Annotated in this window: 1 protein-coding gene; it reads left to right on the top strand. The window is 70.4% G+C overall.

Annotated elements, in window-relative coordinates; genetic code table 11:
* Positions 1-20,952: a type I polyketide synthase gene (locus SD37_RS26640; protein WP_065912990.1), complete on the top strand. Its 20,952-nt coding sequence runs from the start codon at positions 1-3 to the stop codon at positions 20,950-20,952.
* The last annotated feature ends 15 nt before the right edge of the window (positions 20,953-20,967 follow it).

The following is a 20,967-nucleotide window of genomic DNA, read 5'->3' as shown; positions in this document are numbered from 1 at the left end:
ATGGAAAACGAGCAGAAGCTTCTCAACTACCTCAAGCGTGCGACCGCTGACCTGCGTGACGCGCATCGGCGGCTGCGGGAGGTCGAAGAACAGCAGCAGGAGCCGATCGCGATCATCGGCATCGGGTGCCGCTTCCCCGGCGGGGTGCGCTCGCCGGAGGATCTGTGGCGCCTGCTGGAGGCCGGGCAGGACGCGATCGGCGGCTTCCCCGCCGACCGCGGCTGGGACCTGGACAACCTGTACGACCCCGACCCGGGCGCCACGGGCACGTTCCACGCCCGCGGCGGCGGGTTCCTCTACGACGCGGCCGAGTTCGATCCGGGCTTCTTCGGGATCTCACCGCGTGAGGCTCTGGCGATGGATCCGCAGCAGCGGTTGTTGCTGGAGACCTCGTGGGAGGCGTTCGAACGAGCGGGGATCGACGCCGCGACCCTGCGCGGCAGCCAGACCGGTGTGTTCGTCGGCGCGGCGGCGCACGGCTACGGGGTCGGGGTGGACGCCGCCCCCGAGGGCACGCAGGGACATCTGATGACCGGCACCACGCCGAGTGTGGCGTCCGGCCGGATCGCGTACTCACTGGGGCTGGAAGGCCCCGCGATCACCGTCGACACCGCTTGCTCCTCCTCGCTGGTGGCGTTGCACCTGGCGGCGCATTCCCTCCGGCGGGGGGAATGCGATCTGGCCGTGGCCGGTGGCGTCACCGTGATGGCCGGGCCGGGGACCTTCGTGGAGTTCTCCGCACAAGGCGGGCTCGCGGACGACGGCCGGTGCAAGGCGTTCGCCGAGGGCGCGAACGGCACCGGCTGGGGCGAGGGCGTCGGGATCCTGCTGGTCGAGCGGCTGTCGGACGCCTTGCGTAACGGCCACTCCGTGCTGGCGGTGATCCGCGGTTCCGCGGTGAACTCCGACGGCGCGTCGAACGGGCTGACCGCGCCGAACGGGCCGTCACAGCGCAGGGTGATCAAGGCCGCGCTCGCGAGCGCCGGACTGTCACCGTCCGAAGTGGACGCGGTCGAGGCGCACGGCACCGGCACGGCACTGGGCGATCCGATCGAGGCACAGGCGCTTCTGGCGGCGTATGGGCAGGACCGTGAGGTGCCGCTGCTGCTGGGTTCGGTGAAGTCGAACCTCGGGCACACCCAGGCCGCCGCCGGGGTGGCCGGCGTGATCAAGATGGTCATGGCGATGCGGCACGGGGTACTGCCCAAGACGCTGCACGTGGACGCGCCTTCGTCGCATATCGACTGGTCCTCCGGAAGCGTGGAACTGCTCACCGAGGCGCGGGCGTGGCCCGACGCCGGACGTCCTCGCCGGGCGGCGGTGTCGTCCTTCGGCATCAGCGGCACCAACGCGCACACGATCCTCGAGCAGGCGCCTGTCCAGGAGCAGGCCACCGAACGCCGGGCACCCGCGGTGGTGCCGTTCGTATTGTCCGGTAAGACGACGGCGGCGTTGCGGGCCCAAGCGGCCAAGCTGGCGTCCTTTGTGGAGGATGACGACACGGCGCTGACGGATGTCGCGTACTCGCTGGCGACGACGCGGTCGCCGCTGGAACGACGTGCCGCGGTGGCCGGTGCCGACCGTGACGAACTGGTGAGGGCACTGCGGGCGCTGGCCGAGGGCCGTTCGTCCGCGGACCTCGTCGAGGGTTCCGTCGGCCGCGGCAAGTTGGCGTTCTTGTTCGCTGGTCAGGGTTCTCAGCGGGTTGGTATGGGTGCTGAGTTGTATGCGGAGTTCCCGGTTTTCGCTGAGGCTTTTGATGCGGCGTGCGAGTTTTTGCCGCCGTTAGGGGATCTCGGGCGGACTGAGTTTGCGCAGCCTGCGTTGTTCGCTCTTGAGGTTGCGCTGTATCGGCTTGTCGAGTCGTGGGGTGTGCAACCGGACTTCCTGTTGGGGCACTCGATCGGTGAGATCGCGGCCGCTCATGTCGCGGGTGTGTTCTCGCTGGAGGACGCCGGGAAGCTGGTGTCTGCTCGTGGTCGGTTGATGCAGGCGTTGCCCGCAGGTGGTGTGATGGTCGCGATCGAGGCGACCGAGGACGAGTTCACACCTACGGCCGAGTTCGGGATCGCGGCGGTGAACGGTCCGAATTCAGTGGTGATCTCCGGTGCCGAGGCGGTTGTCGTCCGGATCGCGGAAGAGTTCGCGGCGAAGGGTCGTAAGACGAAGCGGCTGGACGTCAGTCATGCGTTCCATTCGCCGTTGATGGAGCCGATGCTCGCCGAATTCGCCGAGGTTCTCGACGGCATCACCTTTGCCGCACCGCAGATCCCGGTGGTGTCCACTGTGTCCGGTGGTCTCACCGCGGACTTGACGTCGCCGCAGTACTGGCTCGATCACGTGCGTCAGGCAGTGCGTTTCGCCGACGGCGTGAAAGCTCTTGCCGCTGAGGGTGTGACGTCGTTCGTCGAGTTGGGGCCGGACGGTGTGTTGAGCGGGCTGGCGCAGGGGTGTCTGCCTGACGCCGAGGCATTGTTCGTGCCGGTGCTCCGCGGTGACCGGCCTGAGGTCCGCACCGCCATGACGGCGCTCGGCGCGCTGCACACCCGGGGAACCCGCGTCGACTGGACGGCCCTCCTGGCGGGCGAACGGGCCGACCTGCCCACCTACGCCTTCCAGCATGAGCGCTTCTGGCTGGAGTTCGGCGGCGGTTCCGCGGCCGAAGTGCGGGACGGCGTGGCCGACAGCGAGTTCTGGGACGCCGTCGAGCGTGCCGACATTCGCACGCTCGCCGCCGAACTGCGGGTCGCGGGCGAGGACGAGCAGTTCCTGGGCGCGTTGCTGCCCTCCTTGTCGGCGTGGCGTCAGCGGCGTCGCGAGTCTTCTGTGGTCGAGGGTTGGCGGTATCGGGCGGAGTGGGTTCCGGTGCGGGTGCCGGAGGCTCGGCCGGATGGCGAGTGGCTGGTGCTGTCACCCGAGCCGTTGGCCGAGGGTGATGCGCTCGCTGATCTTGGTGAGGTTGTCGTCATCGACCGCGCGGAGCAGTCCGCGTTGGCGGATCTGTTGGCATCTGGTCGTTTCGCTGGTGTGGTGTCCTGTTTGGACGCTGAGTCGACCCTGGTAGTGGTGCAAGCCGCGGTGGGTACCGGTATCAAGGTGTGGGCGGTGACCCGGGGCGCGGTGTCGGTCGGTCGTGGTGACCGGCTGACCGCCCCGGAGCAGGCGCAGGTATGGGGCTTGGGCCGGGTCGCGGCACTGGAGCATCCCGAGGTGTGGGGTGGGTTGATCGACCTGCCCGCCTCCGGGGACCCTCGGCTGTTCGGGGTGCTCGCGGGGGTCGAGGACCAGGTCGCGGTGCGGGCGTCCGGGGTGTTCGCGCGCCGTCTGGTGCGGGCGGGTGCGGCGGGTCAGGAACCGTGGGCTTTCGGTGGCACCGCTTTGGTGACCGGTGGCACGGGTGCGTTGGGTGGTCAGGTCGCGCGGTGGCTGGCTCAGCGGGGTGTTGAGCATCTCGTGTTGGTCAGCCGCCGGGGGATCGCTTCGCCTGGGGCCGAGGATCTGGCCGCGGAGTTGCGGGAGTCGGGTGTCGAGGTCACCTTGGCGGCCTGTGATGTGGCTGATCGTGCGGCGGTGGCCGAGCTGGTCGATGGGCTCGAAGGTTTGTCGGTGGTGGTGCATGCGGCGGGGGTCGCGCAGTCGACTCCGCTGGTGGACTGCTCGGTGGAGGAGTTCCGTGCAGTTGTTGAGGGCAAGGTCGCTGGTGCGGTCAACCTGCACGAGCTGACTGAAGGTCTTGACGCGTTCATTGTGTTTTCGTCGATCGCGGCGACGTGGGGCAGCGGTGGCCAGTCTGGTTACGCGGCCGGAAACGCATTCCTGGACGCGCTGATCGAGCAGCGTAGGGCGGACGGGCTTCCGGGTCTGTCGGTGGCGTGGGGCCCGTGGGCTGAAGGTGGCATGGCCGCGGGTGAAGCAGGTGAGCATCTCGCCAAACGTGGTTTGACCGCTCTGGCGCCGGAGCGGGCCTTGGCAGCGCTTGAAGGTGCGCGGCACGACACCACAATCACTGTGGCTGACGTCGATTGGGCCCGGTTCACGCCGGTGTTCACCTCCCGGCGCCCCAGCCCCCTGCTCACCGAACTGATCGACGTGACTTCCACCGTCGAAGAGCATCGGGACACCAATGAGCTGCGGACCAGGCTGGTCGGCCGTCCCCTCGCCGATCAGCGGCGGCTACTGCTGGAGCTGGTGCGTGCCGAAGCGGCGGCGGTACTGGGCTACTCCGGGCCGGAGGCCGTCGAGCAGGACCGCGCGTTCCGTGAGCTGGGTTTCGATTCGCTGACCGCGGTGGAGTTGCGTAACCGGATGGTCCCGCTGGTCGGGCTCGACCTGCCGACCACGCTGGTCTTCGACTACCCCAACCCCCTCGCCCTCGCGGAACACCTCCTGAGCGAACTGCTCGGTGCGCGGGAAGACGTCGTGGCCACCAGCGTGGCCGCCAGCGACGAGCCGATCGCGATCGTCGGCATGGCCTGCCGGTTCCCCGGTGGCGTGCACTCGCCGGAACAGCTGTGGAGCCTGCTCGCCTCCGGTGAGGACGCGGTCGGCGGCTTCCCGGAGAACCGCGGCTGGGACCTGGAAGAGCTGTACCACCCCGAGCCGGGCAACCCCGGCACGAGCTACACCCGCGACGGCGCGTTCCTGTACGACGTCGGGGAGTTCGACGCACGCTTCTTCGGGATCTCACCGCGTGAAGCCGTGACGATGGACCCGCAGCAGCGGCTCCTGCTGGAGACCTCCTGGGAGGCCTTCGAACGCGCGGGCATCGACCCGGCATCCGTCCGAGGGAGCCAGACGGGAGTCTTCGTCGGCTCGAACGGCCAGGACTACCTCTCGGTGCTGCTGGCCTCCTCGGACCTCGGGGACGGCCACCTCGGCACCGGAGTGTCCGCGAGTGTGGTTTCCGGCAGGCTGGCCTACACGTTCGGGCTCGAAGGCCCGGCACTGACCGTCGACACGGCGTGCTCGTCTTCGCTCGTCGCCCTGCATCTGGCCGCGCAGGCCCTGCGCAACGGCGAATGCGAGATGGCACTGGCCGGCGGTGTGACGGTGATGGCCACGCCAGGGGCCTTCGTGGACTTCAGCGCCCAGCGTGGTCTCGCGGCGGACGGCCGGTGCAAACCCTTCGCCGAAGGTGCCGACGGCACCGGCTGGGGTGAAGGCGCCGGGATGCTGCTGGTCGAGCGGCTGTCGGACGCGCGGCGGCTCGGTCACCGGGTGCTGGCGGTGGTGCGTGGTTCCGCGGTGAACCAGGACGGTGCGTCGAATGGCTTGACGGCGCCGAATGGTCCTTCGCAGCAGCGGGTGATCCGGGCCGCACTGGCCAACGCCGGGTTGCGACCGTCCGAAGTGGACGTCGTGGAGGCGCACGGCACGGGTACCTCGCTGGGTGACCCGATCGAGGCGCAAGCCTTGCTGGCGACCTACGGGCAGGACCGCGAACAGCCGTTGTGGCTGGGCGCGGTGAAGTCCAACATCGGTCACACGCAGGCCGCTGCCGGGGTGGCCGGCGTGATCAAGATGGTCATGGCGATGCAGCACGGCGTGCTGCCCAAGACCCTGCACGTGGACGCGCCGTCATCGCAGGTGGACTGGTCCGCGGGCGCGGTCGAACTGCTCACCGAGTCGCGGTCGTGGACGGCGGGGGAGGCGCCGCGCCGCGCGGGCGTCTCGTCGTTCGGTATCAGCGGTACCAACGCGCACACCATCCTCGAAGAGGCGCCGGAGACGCCCGCTGTGGAGACCACGGTGCCGCCGTCGATCGTGCCGATGGTGCTTTCGGCGAAATCCGCGGAAGCCCTTCGAGCGCAGGCCGAACGCCTGCGGCTGCTGGTGACGGAAGGCGGGGACACCGCCGCCGTCGCCCGCTCGCTGGCCACCACCAGGTCCACTTGGGATCGCCGGGCGGCGGTCGTCGGAGCGGACCACGACAGCCTGCTCGCGGGCATCGCCGCCCTCGCGGCCGGGGAACAGGCTCCGAGCTTGGTCGAAGGCACGGCCGACTCCGGTAAGACCGCGTTCTTGTTCGCTGGTCAGGGTTCTCAGCGGGTGGGTATGGGGGCGGAGCTGTATGCGGAGTTCCCCGTTTTCGCTGAGGCGTTCGACGCGGCGTGCGAGTTTTTGCCGCCGTTAGGGGATCTTGGGCGGACTGAGTTCGCGCAACCGGCGCTGTTCGCGTTGGAAGTTGCGCTGTATCGACTTGTCGAGTCGTGGGGCGTGCGTCCCGATTTCCTGTTGGGTCATTCGATCGGGGAGATCGCGGCCGCGCATGTTGCTGGCGTGTTCTCTCTGGAGGACGCCGGGAAGCTGGTGTCGGCTCGTGGTCGTCTGATGCAGGCGTTGCCCGCCGGTGGGGTGATGATCGCTATCGAGGCGGCCGAGGACGAGTTCGTGCCGACGGCCGAATTTGGGATCGCGGCGGTGAATGGCCCGAATTCGGTGGTGATCTCAGGTGCGGAGTCTGTTGTCGTCCGGATTGCTGAGGAGTTCGCGGCGAAGGGGCGTAAGACTAAGCGTCTTGAGGTGAGTCATGCGTTCCACTCGCCGTTGATGGAGCCGATGCTCGCCGAATTCGCCCAAATTCTTGAGGGCATCACGTTCGCCGCACCGCAGATCCCGGTGGTGTCCACTGTGTCCGGTGGCCTGGCCGCAGACCTCGCTTCACCGCAATACTGGCTCGATCACGTTCGTCAGGCAGTGCGCTTCGCCGACGGTGTGGAGGCTCTTGCCGCTGAGGGTGTGACGTCGTTTGTCGAGTTGGGCCCGGATGGGGTGCTGAGCGGGCTGGCCCAGGGCTGCCTGCCTGACGCCGAGGCATTGTTCGTGCCGCTGCTCCGCGGCGACCGGCCTGAGGTCCACACCGCGGTCACCGCCCTGGGCACGTTGCACACCCGCGGCGTCCCGGTCGACTGGACCGCGTACTTCGGCCCTGGCGAAAAGGCCGATTTGCCCACCTACGCCTTCCAGCGCGAGCACTACTGGCCGAAGATCTCCGGCCTGGTGGCCGGCGACGTGACCGGCGCCGGGCTCGGCGCGGCGGACCACCCGCTGCTCGGCGCCGCCGTGGAACTGGCCGGCGGCGACGGCCTGGTCCTGACCGGCAGGCTCTCGGCCCGGACACACCCCTGGCTGGCGGACCACCGGGTCCAGGGCCGGGTGCTCGTACCCGGCACCGCACTGCTGGAACTCGCGGTCGCCGCCGGTGACCGGACAGGCTGCGACTTCGTCGAGGAACTGACGTTGTCCGCACCACTCGCGCTGCCCGACTCCGGCAGCGTCCAGGTGCAGGTCGCCGTCGGCGCGGCCGACGAGGCCGGGCGACGTGAGGTGTCGATCCACTCCCGCACCGAGGGCGACTGGACGACCCACGCCATCGGAACCCTCGCCCGCCGCGCCGTGCGACCCGGGGCCGGGTCCGCGGAGTGGCCGCCGTCCGGCGCGCGCGAGGTGGACGTTTCCGGTCTGTACGCCGGAATGGCGGAAGCGGGCTTCGGTTACGGCGACAGCTTCCAGGGCCTGCGGGCGGCCTGGGTCCTCGGTGAGGAGATCTTCGCCGAGGTCGAGCTGCCGCGGTCCGTCCGCGACGAGGCCGGCCGCTTCGGACTGCACCCCGCCCTGCTCGACGCGGGCCTGCACGCGCTGGCCCTCCGCGCGGGCGACGGTGGCGGTGGCGGCCGCGTCCCGTTCTCCTGGACCGGGTTCTCCCTGTTCGCCGTCGGTGCCGCCGTGGTCCGCGTCCGGCTGACGCCGTCCGGCGCGGACACGGTGTCGATCGAGGTCACCGACACCGAAGGCCGTCCCGTGGCGGCGGTCGAGTCCCTGGTCATGCGGGCGTTGTCGGAGCACCGGAACGCCGACTCGGACGCGCTGTACCGCCTGACCTGGGAGCCGATCTCCCTGCCCTCGGGCGAGACGACACCGGTCGTGACGGTGGAGTGCGTCTCCGGTGGCCGGACGACGGCCGAGCTGGTTTCGACGATGCTCGCGGACGTCCAGGGCTGGCTGGCGGCCCGCACCGTCGAGGACACGCGGCTGATGGTCGTCACCCGTGGCGCGGTGGCGGCCGAGACCGGGGAAGCGGTCCGTGACGTGCCCGCGGCGGCCGTCTGGGGTCTGCTGCGCACGGTGCAGGCGGAACACCCCGGCCGGGTGCTCCTCGTCGACGTCGACGAAGACCCGCGCTCGGGGGAGGCACTGGCCGTCGTCCCGAACGGTGACGAACCCCAGGTCGTGATCCGTGGCGGCGAAGCGTTCGCCGCGCGGTTGGGCCGGGTTTCGCGGTCCGCCGACCTGACGCCGCCCGACGAGCGGACCTGGCGCCTCGACAGCGTCGGCAAGGGCACGTTGTCGAACCTGTCGCTGGTGTCCTGGCCGCAGGCCGGGGAACCGTTGGGGGAATTGGAAGTCCGGGTCGAGGTACGGGCGGCCGGGGTGAACTTCCGTGACGTGCTGAACGCGCTGGGCATGTACCCCGGCGACGCCGGGCTGATGGGTATCGAAGGCGCCGGGGTGGTGCTGGAGGTCGGCGCGAAGGTCACCGACCTGGTACCCGGCGACCGGGTGATGGGCCTGCTGGCGGGCGCGTTCGGCCCGATCGCGGTCACCGACTCCCGCACGGTGGCGCGGATTCCGGCCGAGTGGTCCTTTGTGGACGCAGCCTCGGTGCCGGTCGTCTTCCTGACCGCGTTCTATGCCCTGCGTGATCTGATGGACGTCCGTTCCGGTGAGGCGGCGTTGATCCACGCGGCCGCCGGCGGTGTGGGTATGGCCGCGGTGCAACTTGCCCGGCACTGGGGGCTGGAAGTCTTCGCGACGGCGAGTCCTGCCAAGTGGGACGCTGTTCGCGCGCTGGGCGTGTCCGATGACCATCTGGCGTCGTCGCGGGACACCGGTTTCGAGGCGAAGTTCCTTGCCGCCTCTGAAGGTCGCGGTGTCGATGTGGTCTTGGACGCGTTGGCGGGCGAGTTCGTCGACGCGTCGCTGCGGTTGTTGCCGCGTGGTGGCCGGTTCGCGGAGATGGGCAAGACCGACGTTCGTGAGCCGGAGCAGGTCGCGGCCGAGTACCCCGGTGTTGCCTATCGAGCATTTGACCTGATCGAGGCCGGTCCGGCGCGGATCGGTGAGATGCTGGCCGAACTGGTCGGCTTGTTCGAGGCCGGTGTGCTCTCGCCGTTGCCATCCCGGGTATGGGATGTGCGGCAGGCGCCAGAAGCTTTCCGGTTCATGTCGCAGGCGAAGCACGTGGGCAAGGTCGTGCTCAGTGTTCCGCAACCGATCGATCCAGCGAGGACAGTGCTGATCACCGGTGGCACCGGGAATCTGGGTGCCTTGGTGGCAAGGCATCTGGTCGATCAGGGCGCCCGGAAGCTGCTGCTGGTCAGCCGTCGTGGCGCGGCGGCACCTGGTGCGGACGCGTTGGTCGCTGAGCTGACCGGCTTGGGTGCTGAGGTGTCGGTGGCCGCTTGTGATGTGGCCGATCGGGACGCGCTGGCCGAGCTACTGTCCACTGTGGATCTGACGGCGGTTGTGCATACCGCCGGGGTGCTGGACGACGGCGTGGTGGAGTCACTGACGTCCGACCGCGTCGCCGGAGTGTTGCGTCCGAAGGCGGACGCCGCGTGGAACCTGCACGAGCTGACGAAGAGCCACGATCTGGCCGAGTTCGTGATGTTCTCCTCGGCCTCGGGAGTGTTCGGCAACCCGGGGCAGGCGAACTACTCGGCGGCGAATGTCTTCCTGGACGCTCTCGCGGCTCACCGCCGCGCCGAGGGTCTGCCCGGACTTTCGCTGGCGTGGGGATTGTGGGACCAGGAAGACGGCGGCATGGGGGCGACCCTCAGCTCCGCCGACCGGGCCAGGGTCTCCCGCTCGGGCAGTGGCGCGCTCAGCCCCGAACAAGGTCTCGCCCTGTTCGACGCCGCCCGCACCCGCGCCGACGCGCTCCTGGTGCCCCTGAACCTGAACCTCGGTTCGGGCCAGGCGACCGCCGCCGACGTACCCCCGCTGCTGCGTGGCCTCGTCAAGACGGTGACCCGCCGCACGGCCGCGTCCGCGGTGGCGGAGTCGGCCGGTTCACTCGGGCAACGGCTCGCGCTCCTGTCCGTGGCCGCCCGGACCGAGGAACTCATCCGGATCATTCGTGACCAGGCCGCCCTCGTGCTCGGTTACCAAGACGCCGAGCACGTCGTTCCGGAGTCGTCCTTCCGCGAGCTGGGGTTCGACTCACTGACCGCCATCGAGTTGCGCAACCGCCTCAACCAGGTCACCGGGCTGAAACTGCCGGCCACGCTGGTCTTCGACTACCCGACACCGCTGGTGCTCGCGGCTTTCCTCCGTGCCGAACTGGTCGACGAGGACGCCGTGGACCTCGCCCCGGTGGTCCAGAGCCGTCCCGCCGCCGACGAGCCGATCGCGATCATCGGCATCGGCTGCCGGTATCCCGGCGGGGGCGGCTCGCCCAAGGAACTCTGGGACCTGGTGGTGTCCGGGCGCGACGCCATCGGCGGCCTCCCGCTCGACCGCGGCTGGGACCTCGACCTCGACTCCGTCAGGGAAGGCGGATTCCTCTACGACGCGGCCGAGTTCGATCCGGGCTTCTTCGGGATCTCACCGCGTGAGGCTCTGGCGATGGATCCGCAGCAGCGGTTGCTGCTGGAGACCTCGTGGGAGGCGTTCGAACGAGCGGGGATCGACGCCGCGACCCTGCGCGGCAGCCAGACCGGCGTGTTCGTCGGCACCGCCACCCAGGGCTACGCCGTCGGTGTCTCACCGCTGCCGGACGGGGTCCGGGGACACCTGATGACCGGCACCACCCCGAGTGTGGCGTCCGGCCGGGTGGCTTACACCTTCGGGCTCGAAGGCCCGGCGGTCACGGTCGACACCGCGTGCTCCTCTTCGCTGGTGGCTCTGCATTGGGCGGCGCAGGCGCTGCGGAACGGCGAGTGCGACCTCGCGCTGGCCGGTGGGGTCACGGTGATGTCCGCGCCGGGCGCCTTCGTCGAATTCGACGCCCAGGGCGGTTTGTCCGCGGACGGCCGGTGCAAGGCGTTCGCCGAAGGTGCGGACGGTACCGGCTGGGGCGAGGGTGCCGGGGTGCTGCTGGTCGAGCGGCTGTCCGATGCCCGGCGTAAGGGACACCGGATCTTGGCCGTGGTGCGTGGTTCCGCGGTGAACCAGGACGGTGCGTCGAACGGGTTGACGGCGCCGAATGGCCCGTCGCAGCAGCGGGTGATCCGCGCCGCGCTGGCCAACGCCGGGCTTCGACCGTCCGAAGTGGACGCCGTCGAGGCGCACGGCACCGGGACTCCGCTGGGTGACCCGATCGAGGCGCAGGCGTTGCTCGCGACGTACGGCCAGGACCGTGAACAGCCGTTGTGGCTGGGGTCGGTGAAGTCCAACATCGGCCACACCCAGGCGGCCGCCGGGGTGGCGGGCATCATCAAGATGGTCATGGCCCTGCGCCACCAGATGCTGCCGAAGACCCTGCACGCCGGCACGCCTTCGTCCCATGTGGACTGGAGTGGCGGTGTCGTCGAGCTGCTCGGCGAGTCCCGTGCGTGGCCGGAGACCGGCCGTCCCCGGCGCGCGGCGGTCTCCTCGTTCGGGATCAGCGGGACCAACGCGCACACCATCATCGAGCAGGCGCCAGCCGAGGCACCTCCGGTGCCGGCGCAGGGCCCCGCCGTGCTGCCGTTCCTGTTGTCGGGCAAGACGACGGCCGCGTTGCGCGCGCAGGCCGCCCGGCTGCTTCCCCTCGCCGAAGACCCGGCGGTGTCATTGCCGGATCTGGCTTTCTCACTGGCGACGAACCGGTCCGCGCTCGAGCGGCGGGCGGTGGTGGCTGGCGCCGACTCCGCCGAGCTGGCGCGGGCGCTGGCCGCGCTCGCCGAGGGGCGGTCGTCCGCCGAAGTGACCGAAGGTGTCACCGGCCGCGGGAAGACCGCGTTCCTGTTCACCGGTCAGGGCGCGCAGCGGGTCGGGATGGGGCGCGAGCTGCATGCCGAGTTCCCCGCTTTCGCCCAAGCCTTCGACGACGCCTGTGAGTTCCTGCCGCCGCGTCTTCGCGAGGTGGTACTGAGCGAGCCGGAGCTGCTGAACCGGACGGAGTTCGCCCAGCCCGCGTTGTTCGCGGTCGAAGTGGCCCTGTACCGCCTGCTCGAATCGTGGGGGGTGTGCCCCGACTTCCTGCTGGGACACTCGATCGGTGAGATCGCCGCGGCCCATGTCGCCGGGGTGTTCTCCTTGGAGGACGCGGGCAAGCTCGTCTCCGCCCGTGGCAGGCTGATGCAGGCGCTGCCCTCGGGCGGGGCGATGATCGCGATCGAGGCGGCGGAGGACGAGATCGAGCCGGCCGCCGGGTTCGGGATCGCGGCGGTCAACGGTCCGACGTCGGTCGTGGTCTCCGGGGACGAGACGGTCGTCACCGCGGTGGCCGCCGAGTTCTCGGCCAAGGGCCGCCGGACCAAACGAGTCGAAGCGAGTCACGCGTTCCACTCGCCGCTGATGGAGCCGATGCTCGCGGAGTTCGCCGAAGTACTCGACGAGATCACGTTCAGCGCACCGATGATCCCGATGGTGTCCACTGTGTCCGGTGGGCTCACCGCGGACCTCGCTTCACCGCGGTACTGGCTGGACCACGTGCGTCAGGCGGTGCGGTTCGCCGATGGCGTGCGGATGCTGGCCGAGCAGGGAGTGACGTCGTTCGTCGAACTGGGCCCCGACGGGGTCCTGACGGCGATGGCGCAAGGCTGCCTGCCCGGGACGGACGCGGTGTTCGTGCCACTGCTCCGTGCCGACCGGCCCGAGGTCCGTACCGCGATCACCGCGCTGGGCGCGTTGCACACGCGGGGTGTCGCGGTGGACTGGTCCGCGTTGCTGAGCGGGAACCCCGTCGACCTGCCCACGTATGCCTTCCAGCGGGAGCGGTACTGGGTCGAGCCGGCGCGGGCCGCCGGTGCCACCCGCCCGGACGAGGTCGACGCGGCGTTCTGGGATGCGGTGGAACGTGAGGATCTGGAGTCGGTCGCCGCCGAGCTGGCGATCGATCACGAGCCTGCCCTGGGCACCGTGGTGTCTTCGTTGTCCGCGTGGCGTCAGCGGCGCCGCGAGTCTTCCGTGGTCGAAGGTTGGCGGTATCGGGCGGAGTGGGTTCCGGTGCGGGTGCCGGAGGCTCGGCCGGATGGTGAGTGGCTGGGGTTGTCGCCGGTGCCGTTGGCCGAGGGTGATGCGCTCGCTGGCCTTGGTGAGGTTGTCGTCATCGACCGCGCGGAGCAGTCCGCGTTGGCGGAGTTGATGGTGCCGGGTCGTTTCGCTGGTGTGGTGTCCTGTTTGGATGCTGAGTCGACGCTGCTGGTAGTGCAGGCCGCGGTGGGTGCCGGTGTCAAGGTGTGGGCGGTGACCCGGGGCGCGGTTTCCGTGGGCGGGTCGGATCGGGTGTCGGCGCCGGAGCAGGCGCAGGTATGGGGTCTGGGCCGGGTCGCGGCACTGGAGCATCCCGAGGTGTGGGGCGGGTTGATCGACCTGCCCGCCGCGGGTGATGCCCGGGTGCTGGGTGTGCTGACCGGGTCTGAGGATCAGGTTGCGGTGCGGGCGTCGGGTGTGTTCGCGCGCCGTCTGGTGCGGGCTGATGCTGCTGGTGCGAAGTCGTGGACCTTTGGTGGTACGGCCTTGGTCACCGGTGGCACGGGTGCGTTGGGTGGTCAGGTCGCGCGGTGGCTGGCTCAGCGGGGTGCTGAACATCTGGTGCTGGTCAGCCGCCGGGGAGTGGCCTCTCCAGGGGCGGAAGATCTCGCCGCGGAGTTGCGAGAGTCGGGTGTCGAGGTCACCGTGGCGGCCTGTGATGTGGCTGATCGTGCGGCGGTGGCCGAACTGGTCGGCGGGCTCACGGATCTGTCGGTGGTGGTGCACGCGGCAGGTGTCGCGCAGTCGACACCGCTGGCGGACTGCTCGGTGGAGGAGTTCCGTGCGGTCGTCGAGGGCAAGGTCGCTGGTGCGGTCAATCTGCATGAGCTGACTGAAGGTCTTGACGCGTTCATTGTGTTTTCGTCGATCGCGGCGACGTGGGGCAGTGGTGGCCAGTCTGGTTACGCGGCAGGCAACGCGTTCCTGGACGCGCTGATCGAGCAGCGTAGGGCGGACGGGCTTCCGGGTCTGTCGGTGGCGTGGGGCCCGTGGGCTGAAGCGGGGATGGCCGCGGGTGAAGCGGGTGAGCATCTCGCCAAACGTGGTTTGACCGCGTTGGCGCCGGAGCGGGCGTTGGCGGCGTTGGAAGGTGCGCAGCACGACACCACAATCACGGTGGCTGACGTCGATTGGGCCCGGTTCGCGCCGGTGTTCACTTCCCGGCGGCCCAGTCCGCTGCTCACCGAACTGATCGAGGTCGAGGACGCCACCGACGAGCCCGTCGGTGCGGGTTCGGCCGAGCTGCGCGCCAAACTGGCCGGGCTCGCCCCGGCCGTCCGGCGGCAAGCGGTCCTGGACCTGGTTCGCGCCGAAGCGGCGGCCGTGCTGGGCTACTCCGGACCGGAGGCTGTCGAACAAGACCGCGCCTTCCGTGAACTGGGTTTCGACTCGCTCACCGCGGTGGAGCTGCGTAACCGGATGGTCCCGCTGGTCGGGCTCGACCTGCCGACCACCCTGGTCTTCGACTACCCCAACCCCCTCGCCCTCGCGGAACACCTCCTGGGCGAACTGACCGGGGTCCACACCGCGATCACCACGGCCACCACGGCGGCCGCCGCCGACGAACCGATCGCGATCGTCGGGATGGCCTGCCGGTTCCCGGGCGGTGCGCACTCACCGGAACAGCTGTGGCGACTGCTGTCGGAAAGCCGCGACGCGGTCGGGCCCTTCCCCGACAACCGCGGCTGGGATCTGGCGGAGCTGTACCACCCCGAGCCGGGCAACCCCGGCACGAGTTACACCCGTGACGGCGCTTTCCTCTACGACGTCGGGGAATTCGACCCGCAGTTCTTCGGGATCTCCCCGCGTGAGGCGCTGGCGATGGACCCGCAGCAGCGGCTCCTTCTGGAGACCTCGTGGGAGGCCTTCGAACGCGCCGGTTTCGACCCGGCCGAACTCCGGGGCAGCCGGACCGGCGTGTTCGTCGGCTCGAACGGCCAGGACTACCTTTCGGTACTGCTCGCCTCGTCGGACCTCGGCGAAGGACAGCTGGGCACCGGGGTCTCGGCGAGTGTGGTCTCGGGCCGGCTGGCCTACACGTTCGGACTCGAAGGTCCGGCCGTCACCGTGGACACCGCCTGTTCCTCTTCGCTGGTCGCGATTCACCTCGCCGTGCAGGCACTGCGCAACGGCGAGTGCGACCTGGCATTGGCGGGCGGCGTGACCGTCATGTCCACGCCCGGCGCGTTCCTGGACTTCAGTGCTCAGCGCGGATTGTCGGCGGACGGCCGGTGCAAGGCGTTCGCCGGGTCCGCCGACGGCACCGGCTGGGGCGAAGGCGCCGGCATCCTGCTGGTGGAACGGCTGTCCGAGGCCACCCGCCAGGGCCACCAGGTGCTGGCCGTGGTCCGGGGCAGCGCGGTCAACCAGGACGGCGCGTCCAACGGGCTCACCGCGCCGAACGGTCTCTCCCAGCAACGCGTGATCCGGGCCGCGCTGGCCAACGCCGGACTCGGGACGTCCGATGTGGACGTCGTCGAGGCACACGGCACCGGCACCACCCTCGGCGACCCGATCGAAGCCCAGGCGCTCAACGCGACCTATGGGAAGGACCGCGATCGCCCGCTGTGGCTGGGTTCGGTGAAGTCGAACCTCGGGCACACCCAGGCGGCCGCCGGGGTCGCCGGAGTGATGAAGATGGTGCTGGCGCTGCGGCACGGCCTGTTGCCGCGAAGCCTCCACATCGACACTCCATCGCCCCACGTGGACTGGACCGCCGGGGCCGTCGAACTGCTGACCGAAGCCCGTGAGTGGCCGGAGCGCGAGTCGGCGCGGCGGGCGGGTATCTCCGCGTTCGGGATGAGCGGCACCAACGCCCACCTCATCCTGGAGGAGGCGCCCGCGTCCGTACCCGCCGATGTCGTTCCGGTGGCGGTCACGCCGTGGGTGCTGTCGGGCAAGTCGCCGGAGGCGGTGGAAGCGTTCGCCGGTCGGCTCGCCGAATATGCCGGTGACGCCGCGGGCGTGGCGGCGGGCCTGGCCGGTCGCTCGATGTTCGGACATCGTGCGGTGCTCGTCGGCGAGGATCAGGCTGGTTTGGCTGCCGCGTTGGCTGCGGGTGAGCAGCCCGCGGGTGTGGTGCGGGGTTCTGGTTCGGCTGTTGAGCGTGTGGTGTTCGTGTTCCCCGGTCAGGGTTCGCAGTGGCTGGGCATGGCGTCGGCTCTCTTGAAGGAGAGCCCGGTTTTCGCGTCACGCATGGCGGAATGTGACAGCGCTTTGCGGTCCTTTGTGGACTGGTCTCTTCTTGACGTGCTCGACGACGAGGCGGCGCTGAGCAGGGTTGATGTTGTCCAGCCGGTGTTGTGGTCGGTGATGGTGTCGCTGGCTGAGGTGTGGCGTTCGCTCGGCGTCATTCCCTCGGCGGTGGTCGGTCACTCGCAGGGTGAGATCGCCGCCGCGGTCGTGGCTGGTGGTTTGAGTCTCGAGGACGGGGCTCGGGTGGTGGCCTTGCGCAGCCAGGCCATCGCCGCCGAGCTGGCCGGTCTCGGCGGGATGCTGTCGGTGGCCGCGCCGGTGACGGAGGTGGGCGAGGGTGTGTCGATCGCCGCGGTGAATGGCCCGAACGCGGTGGTGCTCTCCGGTGACCCCGACGCACTCGCGAAGGCAAAGGCCCGGTATGAGGCCGAAGGTGTTCGCGCCCGTTTGGTGGCGGTGGATTACGCGTCCCATTCCGCCCACGTCGAACGGATCGAAACGCAGCTGGCTGAGCTGCTCGCGCCGGTGTCCCCGCGGTCTGGCGAGGTGCCGTTCTATTCCACTGTGGACTCCCGATGGCTGGACACCGCGGAGTTGACGGGTGGTTACTGGTATCGGAATCTGCGGCAGACGGTGCGGTTCTCGGACGCGGTGGAAACGCTGGCTGCCGAGGGGCAGCAGATGTTCGTCGAAGTCAGCGCTCATCCGGTGTTGACGATGGCGATCGAGGACACCGTCGACGTTCCCGTGGTGGGCACGTTGCGCCGCGACGAAGGCGGTCTGGCGCGGTTCCTCCTTTCGGCGGGGGAGGCGTTCTGCCACGGCAAGGACGTCGACTGGCACACCCTCCTCGGCAAGGCCGGAACCGTTCCGGAGGATCTGCCCACGTATCCGTTCCAGCACGAGCGCTACTGGCCCAGGGTGGACGCGTCCTCCGGCGGAGACGTCACCACCGCCGGACTCGGCGCCACCGACCATCCGCTGCTCGGTGCCACGTTGGACTTCGCGGGCGGCGACGAGGTCGTGCTCACCGCCAGGCTGTCGGTCTCGGCGTCACCGTGGCTGGCCGAGCACGTGGTGTCGGGCCAGGTGTTCCTGCCGGGCACCGCTTTCGTCGAACTGGCGGTCCAAGCAGGCGACCGGGTGGGCTGCGCCACGGTGGACGAGGTGACGATCGAAGCGCCGCTGGTCCTGCCCTCGACCGGCGGGATCCAGCTGCAGCTCGTCGTCGGTACCCCGGACGAAGAGGGCACTCGCGAGCTGGTCTTCTACTCCCGCGAGGCGGACGGCGAGCCGTGGACACGGCACGCCTCCGGCGCCTTGTCGCCCGAATCCGGCGCCCCGGACGAGCCCGGCGACCTCCGCGAGTGGCCGCCCGCCAGGGCGACCGCCGTGGACATCGACGGCCTCTACGATGGCCTCGCCGCGGCAGGACTGGCCTATGGTCCGGTGTTCCGCGGGCTCACGGCGGTCTGGGAACGCGACGCCGACGTGTTCGCCGAGGTGGAACTGCCCCGCGAGGAGTCCACCGAGGCAGCCCGGTTCGGGCTGCACCCGGCACTGCTCGACGCCGGCCTCCACGCACTGGGCGCGGTGTCGTTCGGTGGCGGCGGGGCGTACCTGCCGTTCTCCTGGACCGGCGTGACCCTGCACGCGACCGGCGCGCGGTCGCTGCGCGTCCGGTTGACGCGTCACGACGGCGACAGCGTGTCGATCTTCGCCGCGGACGGCGCGGGCGACCCGGTGGCGGCGGTCGAGTCCTTGGCCCTGCGGCCCGCCACCACGGCGGGCACCGTGCGGTCGAAGAACCTCTTCCTGGTCGGCTGGGACAACGTCGCACTGCCGTCCACTGAGCTGCTGGACCTGCCGGAACTGCGGGACGTCAAAGCGGACCAGCGCCCGGAAACGGTGCTGCTGCACTGGCTTCCCGGCACCGAAGGCCCGCACCCCGCCGCGCACCGCGTGCTGGCCGTGGTGCAGGACTGGCTCGCGGACGACCGGTTCACGGACTCCCGGCTGGTCTTCGTCACACGCGGGGCGATCGCCACCACGCCGGACGAAGACGTGCCGGACGCCGACGCGGCCGTGTTGTGGGGGCTGGTGCGCTCCGCGCAGTCGGAGAACCCCGGCCGGTTCGTGCTCGCCGACCTCGGCGGTCCCGAAGACCTCGACAAGCTGCCGCCGGCGCTGCGCAGCGGTGAACCGCAGTTCGCGTTGCGCGACGGGCAACTGCGGGTACCGAGGCTGGTTCCCGCCGACCGCTCCACGGCGTTGACCCCGCCCACCGGGGAGCCTCACTGGCGCCTCGACCTCACGGGCCGGGGCACGCTGGAGAACCTGGCCCTGCTGCCCTCCCCGGACGCGGCGGCCGAACTCGGCGAAGGCGAGGTGCGGCTGCGGGTCCGGGCGTCCGGCGTCAACTTCCGCGACGTGCTGATCGCGCTCGGCATGTACCCCGACGACGTGCCGCTGGGCAACGAGGGCGCGGGCGTCGTCCTCGAAGTCGGTCCCGGGGTCACCGGGCTCGTTCCCGGCGACCGGGTGCTGGGGGTGTTCGCCGGTGGTGTCGGCCCGGTCGCCGTCGCCGACAGCAGGCTGCTGGCGAAGCTGCCATCCGGATGGTCCTTTGTGGAGGGTGCGTCGGTGCCGGTGGTGTTCCTCACCGCCTACTACGCGCTGCGGGACCTGGCGGACCTCCGGCGCGGCGAGACCGTGCTGGTGCACGCCGCCGCGGGCGGGGTCGGCATGGCCGCCGTGCAGCTCGCCCGCCACTGGGGCGCCGAGGTGTACGGCACCGCGAGTCCGGCGAAATGGCAGGCGGTCCGGGAACTCGGCCTCGACGACGGGCATCTCGCGTCCTCGCGGGATCTCGGGTTCGAAGCGCGGTTCGCCGACGCCACCGAGGGCCGGGGGATGGACGTGGTGCTGGATTCGCTCGCCCGCGAGTTCGTCGACGCGTCCCTGCGGCTGCTGCCCAGGGGCGGACGGTTCGTCGAGATGGGCAAGAGCGACCTCCGCGATCCGGAGCTGGTCGCCGCCGAGCATCCGGGGGTGCGCTACCGCGCCTTCGACGTGATCGAGGCGGGCGCCGAGCGGATGGGGGAGATCCTCCGCGAGGTCATGGCGTTGTTCGCCGACGGCGTGCTTCGGCTGCCACCCATCCGGACCTGGGACGTCCGCCGCGCCCCCGAGGCGTTCCGGTTCCTGTCACAGGCCAAGCACGTCGGCAAGGTGGTGCTCACTCAGCCACGCCGTCTCGACCAGGCGTCGACCGTGCTGGTCACCGGCGGCACCGGCAACCTGGGGGCCTTGGCCGCCCGGCGGCTGGTGTCCGGCCACGGCGTCCGTGACCTGGTGCTGACCAGCAGGCGCGGACCGGACGCGCCGGGTGCGGCGGAACTGGTGCGCGAGCTGACCGAACTCGGCGCCCGGGTCCGGATCGTCCGCTGCGACGTGGCGGACCGGGCGGAGGTCGCCGAGGTGGTCTCCGGGATCGGCGACGCGCTCGCCGGTGTGGTGCACACCGCGGGCACCCTCGACGACGGGCTGATCGGCGATCTCACCCCCGAGCGGCTCAGTGCCGTGCTCCGGTCCAAAGTGGACGGCGCGGCGCATCTGGACGAGCTGACGCGGGGGCTGGACCTGTCGTTGTTCGTGCTCTACTCCGGCGCCGCCGGGGTGTTCGGCGGGCCGGGACAAGGCAACTACGCGGCGGCGAACGTCTGGCTGGACGCGCTGGCGCACCGGCGTCGTGCGGCTGGACTGCCGGCGACGTCGCTGGCCTGGGGGCTCTGGGCCCGGCTCGGCGGGATGACCGCGCATCTGGGCGAGGCCGAACTCGCGCGGCTGAGCCGGGACGGCGTCGGCGGGCTGGACACCGACGAGGGACTGGCGCTGTTCGACACCGCGCTGGCCATGGACGAGCCGCTGCTGCTGCCGATGCGGCTGGATGTGGCGGGCCTCCGGCGTCAGCGGCCGGACGACGTCGCGCATCTGTTGCGCGGCTTCACTTCCGCCACGACGTCCCGCAGGGTCGCGGGCGAAGCGAAGGAAGGCAATGAATCCAAGCTGCTCAAACGGCTGGCGGGCCTTCCGGCACCGGAGCAGGAGGCCATCCTGCTCGACCTGGTGCGGACCGAGGCGGCGGCCGTACTGGGCTTCCCCTCGGCCGCGGCCGTCGAACCCGCGCGGGCGTTCCGCGAAGTCGGTTTCGACTCGCTGACCGGGGTCGAGCTGCGCAACCGGCTCGGCAAGGTCACCGGCGCCAAGCTGGCGCCGACGCTGGTGTTCGACCACGCCACCCCGGCGGCGCTCGCCGCGTTCCTGCGGGGCGAGCTGGCGCCGAGTGGTGCCGAAGAGGCGGCTTCGGACGTCCTCGACGAGCTCGGGCGGCTGGAACTGGCGGTGACCGGACTCGCCGACAACGGCGAGACCACGGCGGAAGTGGCCACCCGGCTGCGGGCTCTGCTGGCCCGCCTGACCGGGGACGAGGCGGAGAACGGCGTCTCCCAGCGGATCCAGGACGCCACGGCGGACCAGATCTTCGACCTCATCGACAACGACTTGCAGATCTCTTGATCGCACCGGCGGAGA

It is taken from the genome of Amycolatopsis orientalis, from assembly GCF_000943515.2.
GTDB lineage: Bacteria > Actinomycetota > Actinomycetes > Mycobacteriales > Pseudonocardiaceae > Amycolatopsis > Amycolatopsis orientalis.
This window is presented reverse-complemented; position numbering and strand designations above follow the sequence as displayed.

What these genes read in the sequence shown, in the direction of transcription:
- SD37_RS26640 (WP_065912990.1), top strand. Translation starts at nt 1, where the DNA reads ATGGAAAACGAGCAGAAGCTTCTCAACTACCTCAAGCGTGCGACCGCT.